Raw genomic sequence first — 16,995 nt, 5'->3', positions numbered from 1 at the left:
GGTACGGGGGATGGGGGTGACCCCATCAGCGACACTCCGGCACACAAGTCCACCGCTTCGGCTGCTCCCTTCCGGGCCTGACCGGGTTCACGGTTTATCGTTGCGGAGGCACCAATGGAGCCACCATAACGGGCTTCAGGGCGAAATCTCCCGAAGCGGCGCGCATATTAGCAAAAGGCCCTGACCACTACAATGCCAAAGTCGCTACAACGGCAACGGCACTTCATCACAACGAAACCAGCATGCCACGCTGTAACGGGTGCGGTTGGCAGGCAGAACCTCATGGGGGATTTCCTCGCTCATGAACAGTGCCATCCGCCCCGCTTCGGGCAAGATGGTGCCGCAGATCTCGTCCTCATTTTCCCGGTTGCAGACCTGCAGTGCGCCGCCGTCGGCTTCCTGCCAGTTCTCGTTGAGATACAGCACCAGACTCACAACCCGTGACGCCCTTCCCCGGAAACTGTCCACATGTCGGCGATAGAAATCCCCCTCGTGGTAGGTGGCATAATGGGCCTCGAACCGGCGAAGCCCGAGGAACAGACGCTGGTTCAGCCCGAGCCGCACAGACTCAAAAAAGGCGAACAGTTCCGCCTGGACCGGAGTCACACCCTGGAGCCAGGCAATCTTGTCCCGGCGCACCGAGCGGTCCCGCAGCATATCTGCACCCCGCCCTATACGGGCTTTCGCCAGCGCCTCTGTCCGGTCCAGTATCTGAACTTCATTGCGAAGACCCTGCAACAGATCCGCACCCAGGCGCGAAGCCACGCATTGACTCATCCAGCCGTGTTCGGTCAGACCATCGGCAAGCTCATCCAGCCAATGATCACTCACCGCGGGGGCTGGCCGGCTGGACGGGAAAACGGGTGCAACAATCTGGTTATTCATTAAACGGAACTCCGGCAGGGACGACGGATTTTAGGCCGGTTTCTCGCCGTAAAGACAGTTTTAATTTACCCTGACCGTAAGGAAATGCCGTAACAGCACCACGCGTGGTTCGGCCACGCTAATACGCAGTAACGAGGCAACACGTGACACTGAAACCCGGGCACTGGTCGTTTACCCGCTGGACAACCGTCGGGCATCTGGAAGCTATTGAAGTAAACCACCCCCAATTCCATGCGCGCCTTTTTTTACAGGGCGCCCACCTGAGCCATTTTGCGCCCCGTGACGAACCGGACTGGCTCTGGCTCAGCAAAACCGCCCGATTTGAACCGGGCCGGGCCATTCGTGGCGGCATCCCCGTGTGCTGGCCATGGTTTGGCGTACCCGACAGGAACCCTCCGGAAGTGCGGCGGAGGATACTGACAGACGCCTCCCATGGCTTCGCCCGCACAGCGGTGTGGAAACTGGAAGATGTTCGCGAGACCGCCCGGGAAGTGGAAATCAGCCTGTCCCTGGATGCAAACACCGATTTTGCCGACGAGTGGCAGGGGCGCGCACTGCTGCTGATGACGTTCAGTTTCTCCGCCAGCGGCTGCCAGCTGGCGCTGACCACCACCAACCCCGGAGCGGAACCACTGGCCTTTACCCAGGCACTGCACACCTACCTGCCCACAACGGATATCCGGCAGACCCGGATTGAAGGGCTGGAGAACTGTGGCTACGTGGATTCCCTCAGAGACTGGAGTTACCACACCCAACAGGGCCCCGTGCAGTTTGACGGCGAAACCGACCGCATCTACGAGAGCGGCGCGCCAGTTATTGTCTCCACACCCGCCGGAGCCCGGAAGCTGACCGCCATTGGCAGTGACTCCACGGTGGTGTGGAACCCCGGCCCCGAGAAGGCGGCACGGCTGTCGGACTTCCCGGATGAGGCCTGGCAGTCCATGCTGTGTGTCGAAAGTGCCAATGCACTCAGCGATTATCGGGTGCTTAATGCAGGCCAAAGCCATACGCTTGGCGTTATGATCGGACGAATCTAAACCATCAGGGAGCCCAAATGGGTCTGGCATCGTATCTGAAATCCAGGCTGATACCGGCGGAGCTGGACAGCCACATCAATCGAATCCGCAAGCCCATCGGTTCACTCGGTTATGATCCCTGGGGCTATAACAATGAGGTGATGAAATACGGCTTCTCCCTCACCCGGCAGATCTACCAGAAGTATTTCCGGGTAGAAGCCACCGGCGTTGAAAAGATACCGGCCGACGGCCCGGTACTGATTGTTCCCAATCACAGCGGCCAGTTACCCATCGACGGCCTGCTGATTGCCTATGCCCTGGCCTCCCGTGAAGAAAATCCCCGCATCCCCCGGGCCATGATCGAGCGTTTTTTCCCGACAGTCCCCTACCTTGGCAACCTTCTGAACGAATTCGGTGCCGTGCTGGGTGACCCGACCAACTGTGCCAAGATGCTGGCCAATGGCGAGGCCGTTATCGTGTTTCCGGAGGGCGTTCGCGGTTCCGGCAAGCTGTATCAGGACCGCTACCAGCTCAAACGCTTCGGTAACGGCTTCATGCACCTGGCCATGAAGTACAAGGCCCCCATTGTTCCTGTTGGCGTGGTGGGCTGCGAGGAAACCATTCCCGCCATTGCCAACATCAAGCCCCTGGCAAAGCTGCTGGGCATCCCCTATGCCCCACTGGCGGCGCCAGTCATCCTGCCCGCCAAGGTTCATCTGCACTTCGGTGACCCGATGATGTTTGACGACCTGGAGATACCCGAGGAACAGATCACCGAGCGGGTTGAGCAGGTAAAAGCCGCAATCAGTGAACTGATCGACACCGGACTGAGCGAAAGGAAAAGGCTGTTCTGATGGGCGAACAACGCAGACCTCATATTCTGGTCACCGGTGCCGCCGGTGCCCTTGCACAACAAGTCATCAATCAACTGCGGGACACCTGCGATCTGGTTGCCGTGGATTTCCGGGAACAGGTCTACCTGGGCGATGACATTCCCAGCTACTGCATCGACTTCAACAAGCGCTCGTTCGAAGACCTGTTCCGCCGCTACCAGTTTGACGGGGTTATCCATCTGGGCCGCATCATGTCCAGCCAGCTCACCCGCATGCGCCGCTACAACGCCAACGTGCTGGGTACCCAGAAGCTGCTGGACCTGAGCCACAAGTACAACATCAGACGGGTGGTGGTCCTGTCCACCTTCCACGTCTACGGCGCAGTCGCCTACAACCCGGCACTGATCGACGAAGAGGCACCCCTGAAAAGTGCCGGCCTGAGCGCGGACCTGATCGACTCCGTGGAGCTGGAAAACCTGGCCAACATCTACCTGTGGCGTTATCCGGACCTGAACATCACCATTTTGCGGCCCTGCAATATCGTCGGCCCCGGCGTACGCAACTCCATCAGCACCCTGCTCGGCATGGAGCGGGCCCCGGTACTGGCCGGGTTTTCACCCATGATGCAGTTTATCCATATCGATGATATGGCAGACGCCATCGTGCTGGCCTATAACAAGCCCCAGCGGGGCGTTTTTAATGTGGCACCGGAAGACTGGGTGGCCTATCAGCACGCACTGAAACTCTGCGGCTGCAAACCACTGCCGATACCGTCCATACCGCCCGTGCTGCCAAAGATGATATTGCGTACCCTGAATCTGCGAAGTTTTCCTTCGTATCTGATGGCGTTTTTCAAGTATCCTGTCGTCATAGACGGCAGAGCATTCGCCCGGGAATTCGGATTTACCCCCAGGCGGCCGCTGAAAGAAATATTCCGGTTTTACCGCGAGAACAAAAAACCGGTCTGAGTAATGGCGCATAACGCAGGACGCGAGCCATGTTGGACGATTTCAGCCTGATCAGTCATTCCGCGGCAGCCATTGCCTATGGGCTGCTCGCGCTGGTTATTGCCACCCGATACCTCCGGCGCGATATCGACCGGTCCCTGCTGCTGGCTTCCGTGGTGACCCTCATCTGGGCCGGTTCCCTCATCGCCCAGAGCCTCTGGGGCGAACCCGGCTTCTTCATTCGCTACATGCTGGAACTTCTAAGGGACGCGGCCTGGATTACTGTGCTGTTTGCCTTGCTGCGGGATTCGTTCCGCACATCCAATCTGGTGGGCCGTCTGCGGCGCATCCTCGCCACAGCCACGGTGACTCTCGTCGTACTGCTGCTGGGTTCCGGGGTACTTGAGTTCTTCTTCGGGCTCACCATCCTGGACGGCAAAACCAAAGTGGTAGGCCAGATTGCCCTCTCCCTGCTCGGGCTCTCCCTGGTTGAACAGATCTGGCGCAACTCGCTGTCGTTCGGCCGCTCCAGCATGAAGTATGTCTGCATTGCCGTCGCCACCCTGTTCGCCTTTGACTTCTTCATGTATGCCGATGCGCTGCTGTTTGGCCAGGTGGCGGATTCCTTCTGGAACGCCCGTGGCCTGCTCAACGCGGCCCTGGTTCCGCTGTTCGCGGTCAATGTCATCAACACCCGCAAACAGCCGGTGGATTTCCAGCTCTCCCGGTCCGCCGTATTCCACGCCGGCACCCTGCTTCTGGCCGGCGCCTATCTCCTGTTCCTGGCACTGGGGGGCTACTATGTCAAAACCCTCGGCGGCGAGTGGGGAGAAGCCCTGCAGGTTCTGTTCCTTGCCATCGCCCTGGTGTTCCTTGCCACCCTGCTCACCTCAAGGCGCGTAAGGGCCCGGCTGATGGTGTTTATCAGCCAGAACTTCTTCGACTACAAGTACGACTACCGGGAAGAGTGGCTGAAAATGACCCGGGAAATGGCGGACCTCAGTGACAACCCGCCACTACCGGAAAGGGTCATACGTATCCTCACGAGCCTGGTGGAGAGCAACGCCGGAGCGCTGTGGATCCGGGAGGACCGGGGCGATTTCCTGCTCAAAACCGCCATCAACATGGTAACCCCGAAATACACAACCATTGACGCCGATTCGGAACTGGTGCGGTTTTTTGGCAACCGGGAGTGGATCATCGACCTGCACGAGTACAAGAGTGACCCGGTAAGCTACAACCTGCTGGAAATTCCAGACTCCATCTCGAAAATTCCTGAGGGCTGGCTGGTGATTCCGCTCTACCTCAGTAACGACCTGTACGGCATCGCCATGATCGGCAACCCCTACGCCCGGGTGGAACTGAACTGGGAGAATTTTGACCTGATCAAGGTTGTGGCCCGGCAAACCTGTAACCTGCTGGCCCAGGAAGACGCCCGCAACCGGCTCTCGCGGGCCATGCAGTTCGAGGCCGTCAGCAAGGCGTCTGCTTTCATGGTGCATGATCTGAAAACCCTCATTGCCCAACTGTCCCTGCTGGTAAAAAACGCCCCCAGGCACCGGGATAATCCGGCCTTTATCGACGATATGATCAACACCACCGACCACGCCGTTCGCAAGATGTCCAACCTGGTGGACCATATCCGCAGGCCGGCGGACGACACCCTGGTGACCGAGGTGATCGAGCTGAGCGACGTGGTCAGGCACCTGGCGGACCACTACGGCCGCCGTCAGCCAGCACCCCGGGTAGCCGGGGACACCGGAAAGATCTACATTAATGCGGACAAGGAACAGCTCTACAGTATTCTCGGCCACCTGATACAGAACGCCCAGGATGCCACACCGCCGGATGGTGAGATTACCCTCACCCTGAAAACCGCCAGGGACACCGTGGCACTGTTCATTCAGGACACAGGTTCCGGCATGACTGAAGAATTTATCGAAACCCAGCTGTTCAAGCCCTTTGAAAGCACCAAGGGGCTCACCGGCATGGGCATTGGCGCTTACCAGGCGCGGGAGTACGTACGAAACGTCGGGGGCAACATAGACGTTACCAGCGAACCCGGCCTGGGCTCCTGTTTTTCAATCCGGTTTCCACTGGCCAGGCCAGCACAGGCAACAAAACCGGCCGAAGATGAGCCAGAGCGTCTGGTTACCGGCGAAACAGAGCAGCAGCAAAACGCCAAATAACTGGCGCAAATCAAATCAATCGCACACTGTCATTGCAAAGTGTCAATGTTCGGTTAAGAATCAGGGGTAAAGAATAAGCCCTGCAAGACCATCACAATACAGAAAAGGGATTTGTGGCCATTGTGAGTAGACGACTTTTAATCGTAGAGGATGATCCGGGACTGCAAAGCCAGATGCGCTGGTGTTTCAGCGAGGACCTGGAAGTAGCCGTTGCCGCCGACCGTGAGTCTGCCCTGGCAGCCTTGCGAAGAACCGAACCAGACGTGATCACGCTGGACCTGGGGCTTCCCCCCGACCCCGGCGGAGCGTCAGAAGGTTTCCTGTTGCTGGAGGAAATCCTGCGCCTGGCCCCCATGAGCAAAATCATCGTGGTCACCGGTCGTGAAGACAAAGAAAATGCCGTCAAGGCCATCGGCATGGGGGCCAGCGACTTCTACCAGAAGCCCCTGGACGCCGACATCCTCACCTTCGTTGTCAACCGCGCTTTCCGACTGGCAGAGCTGGAGCGGGACAACCGGGAGCTGGCCCGCCAGCGCAACGGCACCACCATCAAGGGCATTGTAGCCGCCAGCCCGCAAATGCTGTCCATCTGCCGCACGCTGGAAAAGGTCGCGCCCACGGATGTAACCACGCTGATCACCGGCGAAACCGGTACCGGCAAGGAACTGTTGGCAAGAGCCCTCCATGACCTGAGCCACCGGGCCGAAAAGCCCTTTGCAGCCATCAACTGCGCCGCCATTCCAGAGAATCTTCTGGAAAGCGAACTGTTCGGGTTTGAGAAAGGCTCTTTCACCGGCGCCACCCAGAGCAAGAAAGGCAAGATCGAAAATGCCAACGGCGGCACCCTGTTCCTGGACGAAATCGGCGACATGCCAATGGCGCTGCAGGCCAAACTGCTGCGTTTCCTGCAGGAGCGTGTGGTAGACCGGGTTGGCTCGGTAAAACCGGTTCCCGTGGATGTACGGGTAGTCTGTGCCACCCACCGGGATGTGCAGCAACTGATAAACGAAGGTACCTTTCGCGAAGACCTTTATTACCGCATCAGCGAAATCACCCTGGATGTGCCGGCGCTGCGAGACAGGGAGGGTGACGCCCTGGTGATCGCGCAATCGTTACTGCAATCCCTGGGCAAGCAGATGGACCGCCCCAACCTCGCCTTTACCGAAGACGCCATCAAAGCCATCAAGAGCCACCCCTGGCCCGGCAACGTGCGGGAAATGATCAACAAGGTCAAACGGGCCACGATCATGGCGGACGGCAAACGGGTAACCGCCGCAGACCTTGAACTCAGTTGTGATCAGGATGCCACCGAAAGCCAGCTAAATCTCCGCCAGGTGCGGGAAAATGCCGAACGGGCAGCCATAGTACAGGCACTACAGTCCTGCGGCTTTAACATGGCGCAGGCGTCGCGCCTGCTGGGCATTACCCGGCCAACGCTCTATAACCTGACAGACAAGTACCGGATAGAAACTTCAGCAGAATCATCAAGCGCCTGAGTAACAGGCAGGGAATCCAAAACAATACCTGGAAAGGAAAGGAACAGGGCCATGAAACCAGCTTCAGCAGTACGTGCCACCCTTCTTTCAGTTGCCATCTCGCTGGCCCTCGCCGGCTGTGGCGGTGACAACGATGAAGAAATGAGCCAGGAGGATATCGAGTACCTCAGCCATATGGACCAGTCGCGCTTCTTCCAGCGCCAGGGGGAGCTGAAGGCTAGCACGTTGGAGGCACGCAGTGCGATCGAGATACAGCCGGATCAGATAGAGCCGTACCTGGTGATAATCAACAACCTGGTAACCGCAGGGGACGCCCGCAATGCTGAGCGACAACTCGACCAACTGGTCGATAACGTTGGGGAGAAGGCAATTGATCAGCAGAACCTGAATGATGCTTCACTTATCCGAGCCGAAGCCAGGCTGATCAAACAAGAGTATGAAGATGCATTGGCGGCTCTGAATGAGCTCAAAGATCCAGACCGTACTCAACAACTGAAAAGTTCGCTGCTTAGGGGAGAAATCCATCTCGCAGCCGGCCGACCAAACGAGGCAGAAGAAGCGTATTCCGCTGCCCGGGAAACTGATGGCAGCGCGGCCCGGCCATTGATCGGACTTTCCAAAGTAGCCTTCACCCAGGGTGACCGTGATAAGGCCGATGACTACATTGCCCAGGCGGAGGAACTCGACCCGGAGCATGTTGAACTCTGGCTCTGGAAAGCCGAGATTGCACATTCAGAAGAAGACTGGCCAGAAGCTGAACAGGCGTACATAAATGCATTGGAAACGATTGGCCAGATTGATGTAATGACCTACAAGAAGTATGAAACCATGTCTGCGCTCATCGATGTTCTGCGCGAACAGGGTAAATCCTCTGAAGCCTTCGTTTACGAGGAGATTCTGGCCAAATCAGCGCCGGGCACTATCAAGAGTAACCTTGAAGCAGCACAGGAAGCATTTAACAGCGGCGAACTTAATGACGCGGGCCGTTACCTTGAGGAAGTTCTTGCTCAGGTTCCTGAGCACGAACAGGCATCACTCATGCTTGGTCTGGTCCGATTTCGCCAGGGACGTGCCGAGGAAGCAGAAGACCTGCTAGCGCCGGTTGCGGACATGGGTGATTCCGAACAGGCCAGAAAGCTCCTTGCAGCCACCCGCTTGCAGATGCGCGACCCGGAAGGCGCGCGAGACATACTTGCCAACATGGAAAACCAGGATTCAGACCCGGAAACTCTGGCACTCGTCGGTATCGCCTCACTGGTTAGCGGGGATACCGAAAGCGGTGAACAATTCATCGAGAAGTCCCTCGAACTGGCCCCAGATAACACCAACCTACGGCTGAGGTATGCGACTTATCTGATACGATCAGGTAAAACTGACAAGGCCATCAAACAGGCCAATCAGGTACTGGAGAGCGATCCGGAATCAGAGCAGGCACGAATGCTGGTCGTCCAGGCCCATGTATCCGCAAAAAATAACGATGAAGCCATCAACGCCGCTTCCGACTGGGTTGAAGAACAACCAGACAATGTGGCTGCACTGGTTACTCGCGGCAATGTTGCCGCCAACGCCGATAATATTGAACAGGCTAAAGAGTTCTATCAGAGAGCTGTCGAAGCGGACAAAGAGAATCCAGCCGGGCTAAATGCCCTTGGCGATCTGGCACGAATACGTAATGAAAGAGACGAGGCAAGAGACTACTATCGCCGAGCCATTGAAATGTCGCCGGATAACCGGCAGGCTCTTCGGGGTCTCTCCTCCGTAATGGAGCGAAAAGAGCTGACAACACTGATGGAGCGGATCAGGGAACAAAACCCCGAGGCATATGGCCCCAGGCTGGTATTGCTGGAATCGACGCTGATCAACAACGATACCGAACAGGCGGATGAACTGACAGCGAGCTTGCTGGAACGTGAAGGCGAATCCGACCCTGCCCCGGCTGAGTCGCTGGTAGCCTCGATATATCATGGTATCGCCACTCAGTTGGCCGAAAGAGAAAAAACAGAGCAGGCATCCGATGTGTTGCGCAGGGGGCGCATTCTCTTCCCGGATAATGAAGAAATCGGCATTCAGGCCGCTGCCATTCAGTTCACCCAAGGTAACACCAACGAGGCCCGGGAGATCCTGAGAGACGTCAAACAACAACATCCCGAATCTGCAGCCCCCTTCCGTGTCGAAGCCCGCTATTTCGAAAGACAGGAAGAACACAAGGAAGCTGCAGAGTTGTATCAGCTTGCACTCGATAAGGAAGAGACAGCAGAACTCGAAGTTGCCCATGCCCGGGCACTTGCCCGGTCGGGCAGCCGCAGTAAAGCGATAGAATCACTTGAGAATGCCCGCAAGAAGTTTCCACGCAACCCTCAGATTCTGATGAACCTGGCCATGCTGCACCAGGAAGACGAAGCACCCGAAAAGGCAATTTCACCATACGAAGAGCTACTGGAGATTACACCCCGGAATGTTGTAGCCCTGAACAATCTAGCATGGATCTACCACGAAAAAGGGGACGATCGTGCAATGGAACTGGCAAGAAAAGCCTTTGAACTCAGCTCCGACAACGCCGCCGTCGCCGATACGTATGGCTGGATTCTGTTCAAGGCCGGGGAAACAGAAGACAGCCTGCCAGTACTGGAAAAAGCTCACGAATTGCAGCCCGATTCAGAGGAAATTGCGATGCATCTGGCAGAAGCATATCGTGCCGCGGGCCGCGAATCTGACGCAAAACGAGTGCTGGAAAAATTTAGTAATCAGGGTTAAGGACGAAAAAGAAAGAAAGGGCATAACTACATCTGCGCCATACCAAAACGTTCCAAGGGTTTGGTGGCGCCTGCCATGCTTCGCAACAATACTTCAGACATCGTAATGTTGCGCAGGGAAGGTGTGGCATGGCAAAGGCAAGACTGTTGGGACTTGCGGGTTTCGTGATTGTAGTCAGTGGCTGCCAAAGCTGGCAGATTGGCGACGTTGAATCTTTGCCGCCTACTGCGTCTTTACCCGACACCAGCACACGGGGAAGAGTGGAGCTGAGATTATTCGAGGACATACCAGGTTCGAGGATTAAAGAGCTTCTTGAAAGCCCAAAATACCCTGACAATCCCGATGAAGTTATCGAAATGACTTCTCTGGAGATGGTCGAAAACAGGGGGGATAAGTACGGAGCGCTGGCACGAGGGTTCATAGTGCCCCCGGTCAGTGGCGATTACACTTTCTTTGTCAGTGGCGACGATCAAACCCAGCTATGGCTCTCAACTGACAGTACGGATGACAATCTTTCATTGATCGCGTCCGTTACCGGATACACCACCCGCAACAGATATAACAAATACAGTTCCCAAACCTCTCCCATCCAATCCCTTTCCGGAGGTAACCGTTATTACTTTGAAGTTCGGTTCAAAGAAGGACTGGGAGACGATCACTTCAGTGTGGCTTGGCAAGGGCCTGGAATCAGCCAACAAGTCATTGGCAGTGACCATATTTACTCTCTGGGAAAGCCGTCATCAAGCGATGAGTTGGCAACTGCAGAAGCCTACTCCCTCGGATACCGCGTCGGCTTTCTGGACGGCACCGAGGCGCTCGCCTTTAATCCGGAATTCCCTCCTCTCGATGAAGACCGGGACGGCATCTATGACAATTGGGAAGTGGTCCATGGCCTGGATCCGACAAACCCTGACGATGCCTTGTCAGACCCTGACAATGACCTCATTGTAGCAGCGGATGAATTCCTGATCGGAACCGCAGAAAACAATCCGGACACAGATGGAGACGGCATCCCCGACGGTATGGAATACGCTGCTGGCCTTGACCCCATAGATCCTGATGATGCCTTGGGTGATCTGGACGGCGACGGCTTCACCAATCTGGAAGAGTATTCTGCCGGCACCGGGATGAACGATTCGAGTGATATGCCTGAGACCGAACCCGTCTATTCTACCGGATTCGTAGGCCAGTATTTTACCGGCACGAATTTCGATGAGTTTGTAAACGCTCGCCACGATTCCTTTATCGACTTTAACTGGGGCAGAGGCAAGCCTTTCCCTGGAATACCCGAGGATGAGTTCAGTGTGCGCTGGAGTGGAGAGTTCACAGCCCCTCATACGAATGGCGGGCGGGATTATCGCTTTACCGTTAAAACAGATGATGGGAATCGTCTTTACCTCGACGATAAAATGGTCATCGATGATTGGAGCGCTCATTCATTAAAGGCTTTCAACCATACTGCAACAATGCAACCAGGGGAAACGGTAGGTGTGACCGTGGAATTCTTCGAGAGCCGGGGCGCTGCCATTGCAGAATTCTCGATTACCGACCTCTCGAACGGAGACACTGTTTCGGTTGAAAACACGATGCTGGCTCCCAACCTGAATGACAGCCATTCAAAGGATTCAGATGGAGACGGCATACCAGATACCTGGGAGCTAAGGCATGGTCTGAATCCTTGGCGAAACGACGCATTGGAGATAGTTAATAGTGATGGCGTTTCAAATCGGGAAGCCTACAACAATAACCTTAACCCGTGGACACTGGAGCCGGCGATCACCGCCAGTGGAAGCCCAGAAACTACCGACCCCGAAACCAGCCAACCAGAAGCGCCCGCAGGAGGCGTGGTTATTCTTTCCTGGACCCCACCCGGTACACGTATGGACGGGACATCAATCTCCCTAAGTGAAATAGACTACTACGAAATTCAATACGGTCAGAATTCTGAGAACCTGACTGAAAACCAGCCTATTGATGGTGCGGAAACATCCTACGAGTTCAACAACCTCTCGCCCGGCACCTGGTATTTTACAATTAGAGTAGTTGATACGAACGGCCTGGGAAGCCCACCATCAGAAATCGTTTCTCACGAAATAAGCGAGTAATCCGAGCCCAGCGCAATAAGACGTTACTCCTGAAAATGCCCATCGACCTGACTAACAATCGGTGGCATCACATCGCTAACCAACTCTTGCACTGCGGACTCACCGTCACAGTCGTCACATGCCGCGCCAAAAATAATCAGGGATGCGTCCGTGCGTGGACTGAAAAAGCTCAATATTTGTGCGAATTTAGCTCGCCACTGATCTGTCTCCCACAAACCAGCCACATAGTACCCATAGGCAAGATGTACATGCTCCCTCGAGGACATGCTGCGAAGCGTCACACCCTGCAAGCGCACGCCAGAAGGCGAGATTACTTCGAAAAACCTTTCTGGCAGCCATTCATCGCCATCATAGATACGGTTAAAATACTGAATGAGTTCTGCCCTGTGGCGCTGGTACTCGTAACTGTAAACACCCACATACAGTCTCTGGGCAGGACCTGAACTCCCTGTAACAGATCCTATGTCATACATTGTTTGTACATAGACAAGATCCGGATTCCGAACTTGCGGCTTCCAGCCATTCAGCCGATTCTCGAATAATGGTCCATAGCGCTCAGTGTTCAAACTCAGCTCAAACGAATCCGGTGACGGCTTTATTTCTCCCGAAGATGACGGCAAGATTACAAGAAGGAGAATTGGCAGAACCGAGGTGACCAGAACACCCGTCCATATTGTATGGCGACTGCTTTTTGTTGCGTAAGCAGACCGCACAGGTTCTGGAGTGGTGTCCTGTTCCGCCTTGGTCATTTCCAGTTTGCGGCCGATAAAAAACAGGGGGACTAGAGTGGCGGCAAACACCCACCAGCCAAAACTATCGTGATCTTCGATCAGACTGGTCTGCATATCAGTCTCATAGCCCATATAGATAATCACGAAAACCCGGATCCAGTTGGCCATCAGCGCAAATAGCACAGCAATGAGGAAAAATAGGACGCGGGATTGCAAGCGCCGAAAATTCAGTTCGCCATAGAGCGAGGCCAGTGATTGCCCGACCAGCAGATACCGCAAACCAGAGCACCCGTGTGCAACCTCAAAAGCCCCCACACCGATCAGATAGACAAACACGCCCTCCACTTCAAACTCGATGTCAAAAAGCCCCAACAGCAACTGATCGATCTCAACCGTAATCAACTGAAGCGGCCAGGAAAGGAAATCCCATATCGGCACCGTGAAGAAGAGCAGCCCGACTGGAAGAATAAATGCCTTCACCTGCCCCCAACCCAGCAGAATGGCAAGAGCGCCCAGAAAGAGGGGAATAACCATCAACTGTTGCAGTGCCTGCACACGCAAAATATCGCCGAGGCCATACGCTATCAACGCCAGGGCAAACGGCACCAGCCACAAAGGATAAAATCCGGGAGTCGGCGCTTCCCGTTTTACGGTTCTGACAATAAGGACAGCGGAAACCAGAAGAAGTAACAATCCGTGGGAGTAGGATTCGTCAAACTTGAACCAACGGCTGACAATGCCCTCAACAGTAGGCCAGATAAGCAGGAAAAGCGCGCCGAATACTACAAAGAATGGAAATACTGACTGGATCAAATTCCGAAAACGAATCCCTTCAAAAGTCATACGTTTACATCCCTTGCGTGTTAGTCGACCTTCAACTCATTGTGCCTGCACGCAGTAGTTATTACCACGACAGGATTACAAACCCACCCTACGGCTGAACGCCCTTGCCACAAGCGGGGGGCTGGCGGCCTGGACACGGTACAGAGCCTTAAGCAGCGGGCTGCGAACAACCTGAAACGTTGAGAAGTGCACCGTTTCGCCGTGGAAGTGTGATTTATAGAACTGCTTTTTCCCGTTTCCCGCCAGTAAATCGTAAGCAACCGTAGTGTGGTGGCGGAAAGCCGCTTCAATCGCAAAACCTAGGTGAAGATAGCCAAGAGACACTTTTGTGTCGAATTCCTCCTCATACCCTGCCTGAAGATTGTACCGGCAACCCCGCACCACCAGATCATACAAAACAGACACACAACGATTGTTAAAAAGAATCACCGTCATCGCCTGCGTACCGCCACACAGATGGAGCCTTTGCAGAAGCAGCCGATGGAACCGGAGCGCTTCCCGCTCGAACGCCGGTTTCCCCCAACGTTTCATATGAAAAGCATTAAGACACGAAAAAAAATCGCCATCCCGGCCTTCATCGTGGTCCAGATGAGCCAGCTCACCCTGCTTTTTCAGGTACGATCTGCGGTTATAGGCTTTAAGCCGGGTATTCTTTCCAAGCCCCCCCAACCAGTTATCAAAGCATCCCGTCGTATCAATACGAATGCCTGCATCGTCAGTACGTGGAATAACCCGGCAGCCACCCTGCCCGGCAAAGCATCCGGTCTTCAGCATCTCGAGTTGGTTCTCGGGCACATCCGAACAGATCAGCTCATCCCACCCCAGACGCTCCAGGGCCGAAACAATCGCGGCTTCAACTGGTTTTTCGTAACCCCGACGAGCAATAATCCCGCAATACTCTGTTCGCACAGTCGGGGCAAGTCGCCATGCATTGCCAAGCATATAAAGACGAGAGACTCGAATCCCCGCTGGGGTCATCAGAACCCGGCGGCAGAAAGGGCCAATGCCAACCACTTCGCCCTGCTGATCAAAAACCTCTAAAAGCACCAACTCCATACCGAGAACCTGAGACCATGTTTCCCACCAGCTGTAAAGCCAGGGCCAGCTCATGAACAGCGGATCTGAATCAGAAGCGCCGAGACACGCCTGCCATTCCTCTGCCATTGCGGCAAATCTTGCCTCGGAAACAGGTTTGATACTCAGCATGGCGTGCGCTCCACGGCTGACACGCCGGGTATGGTTTCGGTGGTATAGAAATCACCCGCAGCCTGAAGGAATTCACCATCCGAATCACCGGCCATAACAAACCATGATGACGGGTCAGCGGAGTTCTCCGCCGCCGGTTCATAAATGTAGAAACGTGGCCGCCCCCTTAGTTGCACAAAACCCTCAGCCCGAAAAATTGCTGCCAATTCAGGGTCTGAAGTAACCGAGACCACCTGATTTGCATGGGGCCAGTGCCGGACGGCTGTACCCACAAGAGTTCGTTTGAGGGGGTGATTCCGGGCGGGGCCGCAATAATCAACAATACGGAGCGAACCCCGGCTGAAGCGAGTAACAAGAATTCCTTTAAGTTCATCATCCTGCCAGGCGCAGACAAACCCGTACCTGGCCAATGGGTGCTTCTGGTACCGCCAGTCGAGGTAGGCATAGCGTCTCTGAACAACCCTTCCGTACTCTGGAACGCAATGCTCCCAGAGTTCATCAACCCGCTTTTTTTCGGGGAGTCGGGAGCACACATTGATGCGCAATCCTGCAGCGTCGGGCCTCTCAGAGAAAGCCTTCCTTAACCTGTTCAACCACTGAAGACAAGTCAGCAACCAGCTCCTGAGCCCCTTCCTGCGACGCAGCATCCTGTAGCTTCTTACCGATTCATCGGGAACCCAGCCAAGGTGACGGAGTACTTCGCACGCCCGGTCACTGATCCCAAAGGCCATTATCACGGGCGCCATCGTATGCAACTCATGTTTGATGACACTGCCCAGCCCCTTGCCTCGCCACTGTTCAGCGAGGTAAAAATCACAGCTCCATAGTACCGATAGGCCTTTCCCCCGATCGGATGCGCGAACTGCCATCACCCCGTTGAACCCCACTACCCTGTCGTCGTCATCAACCAGTACAACGGGCGTAAACGGCAAACCAAACGGATTGGACTCGAACTGCCAATGCCATAATTCAGCCTTGTAGGGAACATCGCCGAAAAGCTGGAGCACACCTTCGCGGTATTTTGCCTGCCAGGGAACACACCGGGGCAAACCGCCACTTACCGACACGGACCTTACCTTCGCATCCTGCGTCATTTGCGCGGCACCATTACGCGGTACAGGGCTTTCCAGACAACAGCATCCAAAGGCGCGTTAGTGAGTGCACCTGCGATAGCGCCGACAGCCTTACCACGTTCTCCCTCGCGGGCCAGATACCTTGCCTTGCGGCAAAAGAACCTGGCCAGGCCCCAGCGACGCTCCCACGGAGACAGGACTTCCCCGTAGCTTGCCAGGAACGCCCGGATAATCCGCTCATTGGCGGCAAATCGCCTGCGTTTGTCGGATGAAATCTGATCTGCCATCACCCGATACGAGGCAACAACACCCGGCTCATAGTGGTAACGGTAACGGGCGGAAAACCTAAGCCAGAGTTCGTAATCATCGGCAACGCCCACCGAGGTATCGAAACCACCCATCTCATCAAAGCACCGCCGCCGGACCAGCGCGGTGGTGATGCTCACGCTGTTGTCAGCCAAAAGCTGTCGCGTGATCCGGCCTGAGTACCGCTTCATGTTCTCAACGCTGATAACTGTACCATGCTCATCAATGGTGGCCTCATCACCATGGACGATCTCAACGTCGGGATGTGCGTGAAGTACAGCCAACTGCTTCTCAAGTTTATCCAGAGCCCAGGTGTCATCAGAATCGAGAAACGCAATAAAATCTCCCGCAGCCTGGTCAAGGGCGAGATTACGAGCGCGGCTCTGCCCCTGATTTTCCTGGTAGAAATAACGAACTCGCCGATCAGCAAGGAACGGCTCCAGCACATCGCGGGTATTGTCCATAGAGCCATCATCCACAATGATCAGCTCAAAGTCGGGGTAAGTCTGGGCCAGCACGCTGTTAACGGCATCCGGCAAAAACCGGGCCCTGTTGTAGGTTGGCGTCACTACGCTAACGGTTGCCATTGCAAACCCCTGATACCATTCCAG

Annotated in this window: 12 protein-coding genes and 1 other RNA gene; 7 read left to right on the top strand and 6 right to left on the bottom strand. The window is 55.4% G+C overall.

The features are described 5' to 3' along the window. Window positions 1–20 precede the first annotated feature (20 nt). Together ffs and HLUCCO03_RS04205 are read right to left on the bottom strand one after the other, a co-directional pair. Window positions 21–117: signal recognition particle sRNA small type (gene ffs / locus HLUCCO03_RS04210), an RNA gene on the bottom strand. Between the two features lie 87 nt (window positions 118–204). Next, window positions 205–885 carry a 2OG-Fe(II) oxygenase gene (locus HLUCCO03_RS04205; RefSeq protein WP_027832191.1) on the bottom strand — a complete coding sequence of 227 codons (681 nt, stop codon included), beginning with the start codon at window positions 883–885 and terminating at the stop codon, window positions 205–207. A 149-nt stretch (window positions 886–1,034) separates the two neighbouring features. On the opposite strand from HLUCCO03_RS04205, the gene HLUCCO03_RS04200 reads away from it, so the two are divergent. The 7 genes from HLUCCO03_RS04200 (at window position 1,035) to HLUCCO03_RS04170 (ending at window position 12,225) form a co-directional block, all read left to right on the top strand. Beyond that, the gene (locus HLUCCO03_RS04200; RefSeq protein WP_051603976.1) at window positions 1,035–1,922 is read left to right on the top strand and encodes a D-hexose-6-phosphate mutarotase; all 888 of its coding nucleotides are present in this window, start codon (window positions 1,035–1,037) and stop codon (window positions 1,920–1,922) included. Between the two features lie 17 nt (window positions 1,923–1,939). Further along, window positions 1,940–2,755, top strand: a complete 816-nt coding sequence (locus tag HLUCCO03_RS04195; RefSeq protein ID WP_027832193.1) for a lysophospholipid acyltransferase family protein — start codon at window positions 1,940–1,942, stop codon at window positions 2,753–2,755. After that, window positions 2,755–3,702, top strand: a complete 948-nt coding sequence (locus tag HLUCCO03_RS04190) for an SDR family oxidoreductase (protein WP_027832194.1) — start codon at window positions 2,755–2,757, stop codon at window positions 3,700–3,702. The genes HLUCCO03_RS04195 and HLUCCO03_RS04190 overlap by 1 nt, the downstream gene beginning before the upstream one ends. Window positions 3,703–3,731: 29 nt before the next feature. After that, window positions 3,732–5,870, top strand: coding sequence for an XrtA/PEP-CTERM system histidine kinase PrsK (gene prsK, locus HLUCCO03_RS04185; RefSeq protein WP_027832195.1), 2,139 nt, complete (start codon window positions 3,732–3,734; stop codon window positions 5,868–5,870). Between the two features lie 122 nt (window positions 5,871–5,992). Further along, entirely contained in the window at window positions 5,993–7,366 is a 1,374-nt protein-coding gene (gene prsR / locus HLUCCO03_RS04180; RefSeq protein ID WP_027832196.1) for a PEP-CTERM-box response regulator transcription factor, read from the top strand. A 51-nt stretch (window positions 7,367–7,417) separates the two neighbouring features. Continuing rightward, on the top strand, window positions 7,418–10,120 hold the full coding sequence (locus tag HLUCCO03_RS04175) for a tetratricopeptide repeat protein (RefSeq protein WP_027832197.1): 2,703 nt from the start codon (window positions 7,418–7,420) through the stop codon (window positions 10,118–10,120). A gap of 128 nt (window positions 10,121–10,248) precedes the next feature. Continuing rightward, window positions 10,249–12,225, top strand: coding sequence for a PA14 domain-containing protein (locus tag HLUCCO03_RS04170; RefSeq protein WP_027832198.1), 1,977 nt, complete (start codon window positions 10,249–10,251; stop codon window positions 12,223–12,225). Window positions 12,226–12,248: 23 nt separating this feature from the next. On the opposite strand, the gene xrt is transcribed toward HLUCCO03_RS04170, so the two are convergent. From xrt to HLUCCO03_RS04150, 4 genes are all read right to left on the bottom strand, one after another. Then, on the bottom strand, window positions 12,249–13,799 hold the full coding sequence (xrt, locus tag HLUCCO03_RS04165; RefSeq protein ID WP_027832199.1) for an exosortase: 1,551 nt from the start codon (window positions 13,797–13,799) through the stop codon (window positions 12,249–12,251). Window positions 13,800–13,874: 75 nt separating this feature from the next. Beyond that, a complete protein-coding gene (locus tag HLUCCO03_RS04160; RefSeq protein WP_027832200.1) occupies window positions 13,875–15,005 on the bottom strand; it encodes a GNAT family N-acetyltransferase in 1,131 nt (376 codons plus the stop codon). Continuing rightward, window positions 14,999–16,099, bottom strand: a complete 1,101-nt coding sequence (locus tag HLUCCO03_RS04155) for a hypothetical protein (protein ID WP_027832201.1) — start codon at window positions 16,097–16,099, stop codon at window positions 14,999–15,001. The genes HLUCCO03_RS04160 and HLUCCO03_RS04155 overlap by 7 nt, the downstream gene beginning before the upstream one ends. Beyond that, on the bottom strand, window positions 16,096–16,971 hold the full coding sequence (locus HLUCCO03_RS04150) for a glycosyltransferase (protein ID WP_027832202.1): 876 nt from the start codon (window positions 16,969–16,971) through the stop codon (window positions 16,096–16,098). Before HLUCCO03_RS04150 ends, HLUCCO03_RS04155 begins: the two co-directional genes overlap by 4 nt. Window positions 16,972–16,995 lie beyond the last annotated feature (24 nt).

It is taken from the genome of Marinobacter sp. HL-58 (genome assembly GCF_001314605.1).
Lineage (GTDB): Bacteria > Pseudomonadota > Gammaproteobacteria > Pseudomonadales > Oleiphilaceae > Marinobacter.
The sequence above is the reverse complement of the archived record's forward strand: the minus strand, read 5'-3'. Positions and strand labels throughout refer to the sequence as shown.

What these genes read in the sequence shown, in the direction of transcription:
- HLUCCO03_RS04205 (WP_027832191.1), bottom strand. Translation starts at nt 885, where the DNA reads ATGAATAACCAGATTGTTGCACCCGTTTTCCCGTCCAGCCGGCCAGCC.
- HLUCCO03_RS04195 (WP_027832193.1), top strand. Translation starts at nt 1,940, where the DNA reads ATGGGTCTGGCATCGTATCTGAAATCCAGGCTGATACCGGCGGAGCTG.
- HLUCCO03_RS04190 (WP_027832194.1), top strand. Translation starts at nt 2,755, where the DNA reads ATGGGCGAACAACGCAGACCTCATATTCTGGTCACCGGTGCCGCCGGT.
- prsK (WP_027832195.1), top strand. Translation starts at nt 3,732, where the DNA reads ATGTTGGACGATTTCAGCCTGATCAGTCATTCCGCGGCAGCCATTGCC.
- HLUCCO03_RS04175 (WP_027832197.1), top strand. Translation starts at nt 7,418, where the DNA reads ATGAAACCAGCTTCAGCAGTACGTGCCACCCTTCTTTCAGTTGCCATC.
- HLUCCO03_RS04170 (WP_027832198.1), top strand. Translation starts at nt 10,249, where the DNA reads ATGGCAAAGGCAAGACTGTTGGGACTTGCGGGTTTCGTGATTGTAGTC.
- xrt (WP_027832199.1), bottom strand. Translation starts at nt 13,799, where the DNA reads ATGACTTTTGAAGGGATTCGTTTTCGGAATTTGATCCAGTCAGTATTT.
- HLUCCO03_RS04160 (WP_027832200.1), bottom strand. Translation starts at nt 15,005, where the DNA reads ATGCTGAGTATCAAACCTGTTTCCGAGGCAAGATTTGCCGCAATGGCA.
- HLUCCO03_RS04155 (WP_027832201.1), bottom strand. Translation starts at nt 16,099, where the DNA reads ATGACGCAGGATGCGAAGGTAAGGTCCGTGTCGGTAAGTGGCGGTTTG.
- HLUCCO03_RS04150 (WP_027832202.1), bottom strand. Translation starts at nt 16,971, where the DNA reads ATGGCAACCGTTAGCGTAGTGACGCCAACCTACAACAGGGCCCGGTTT.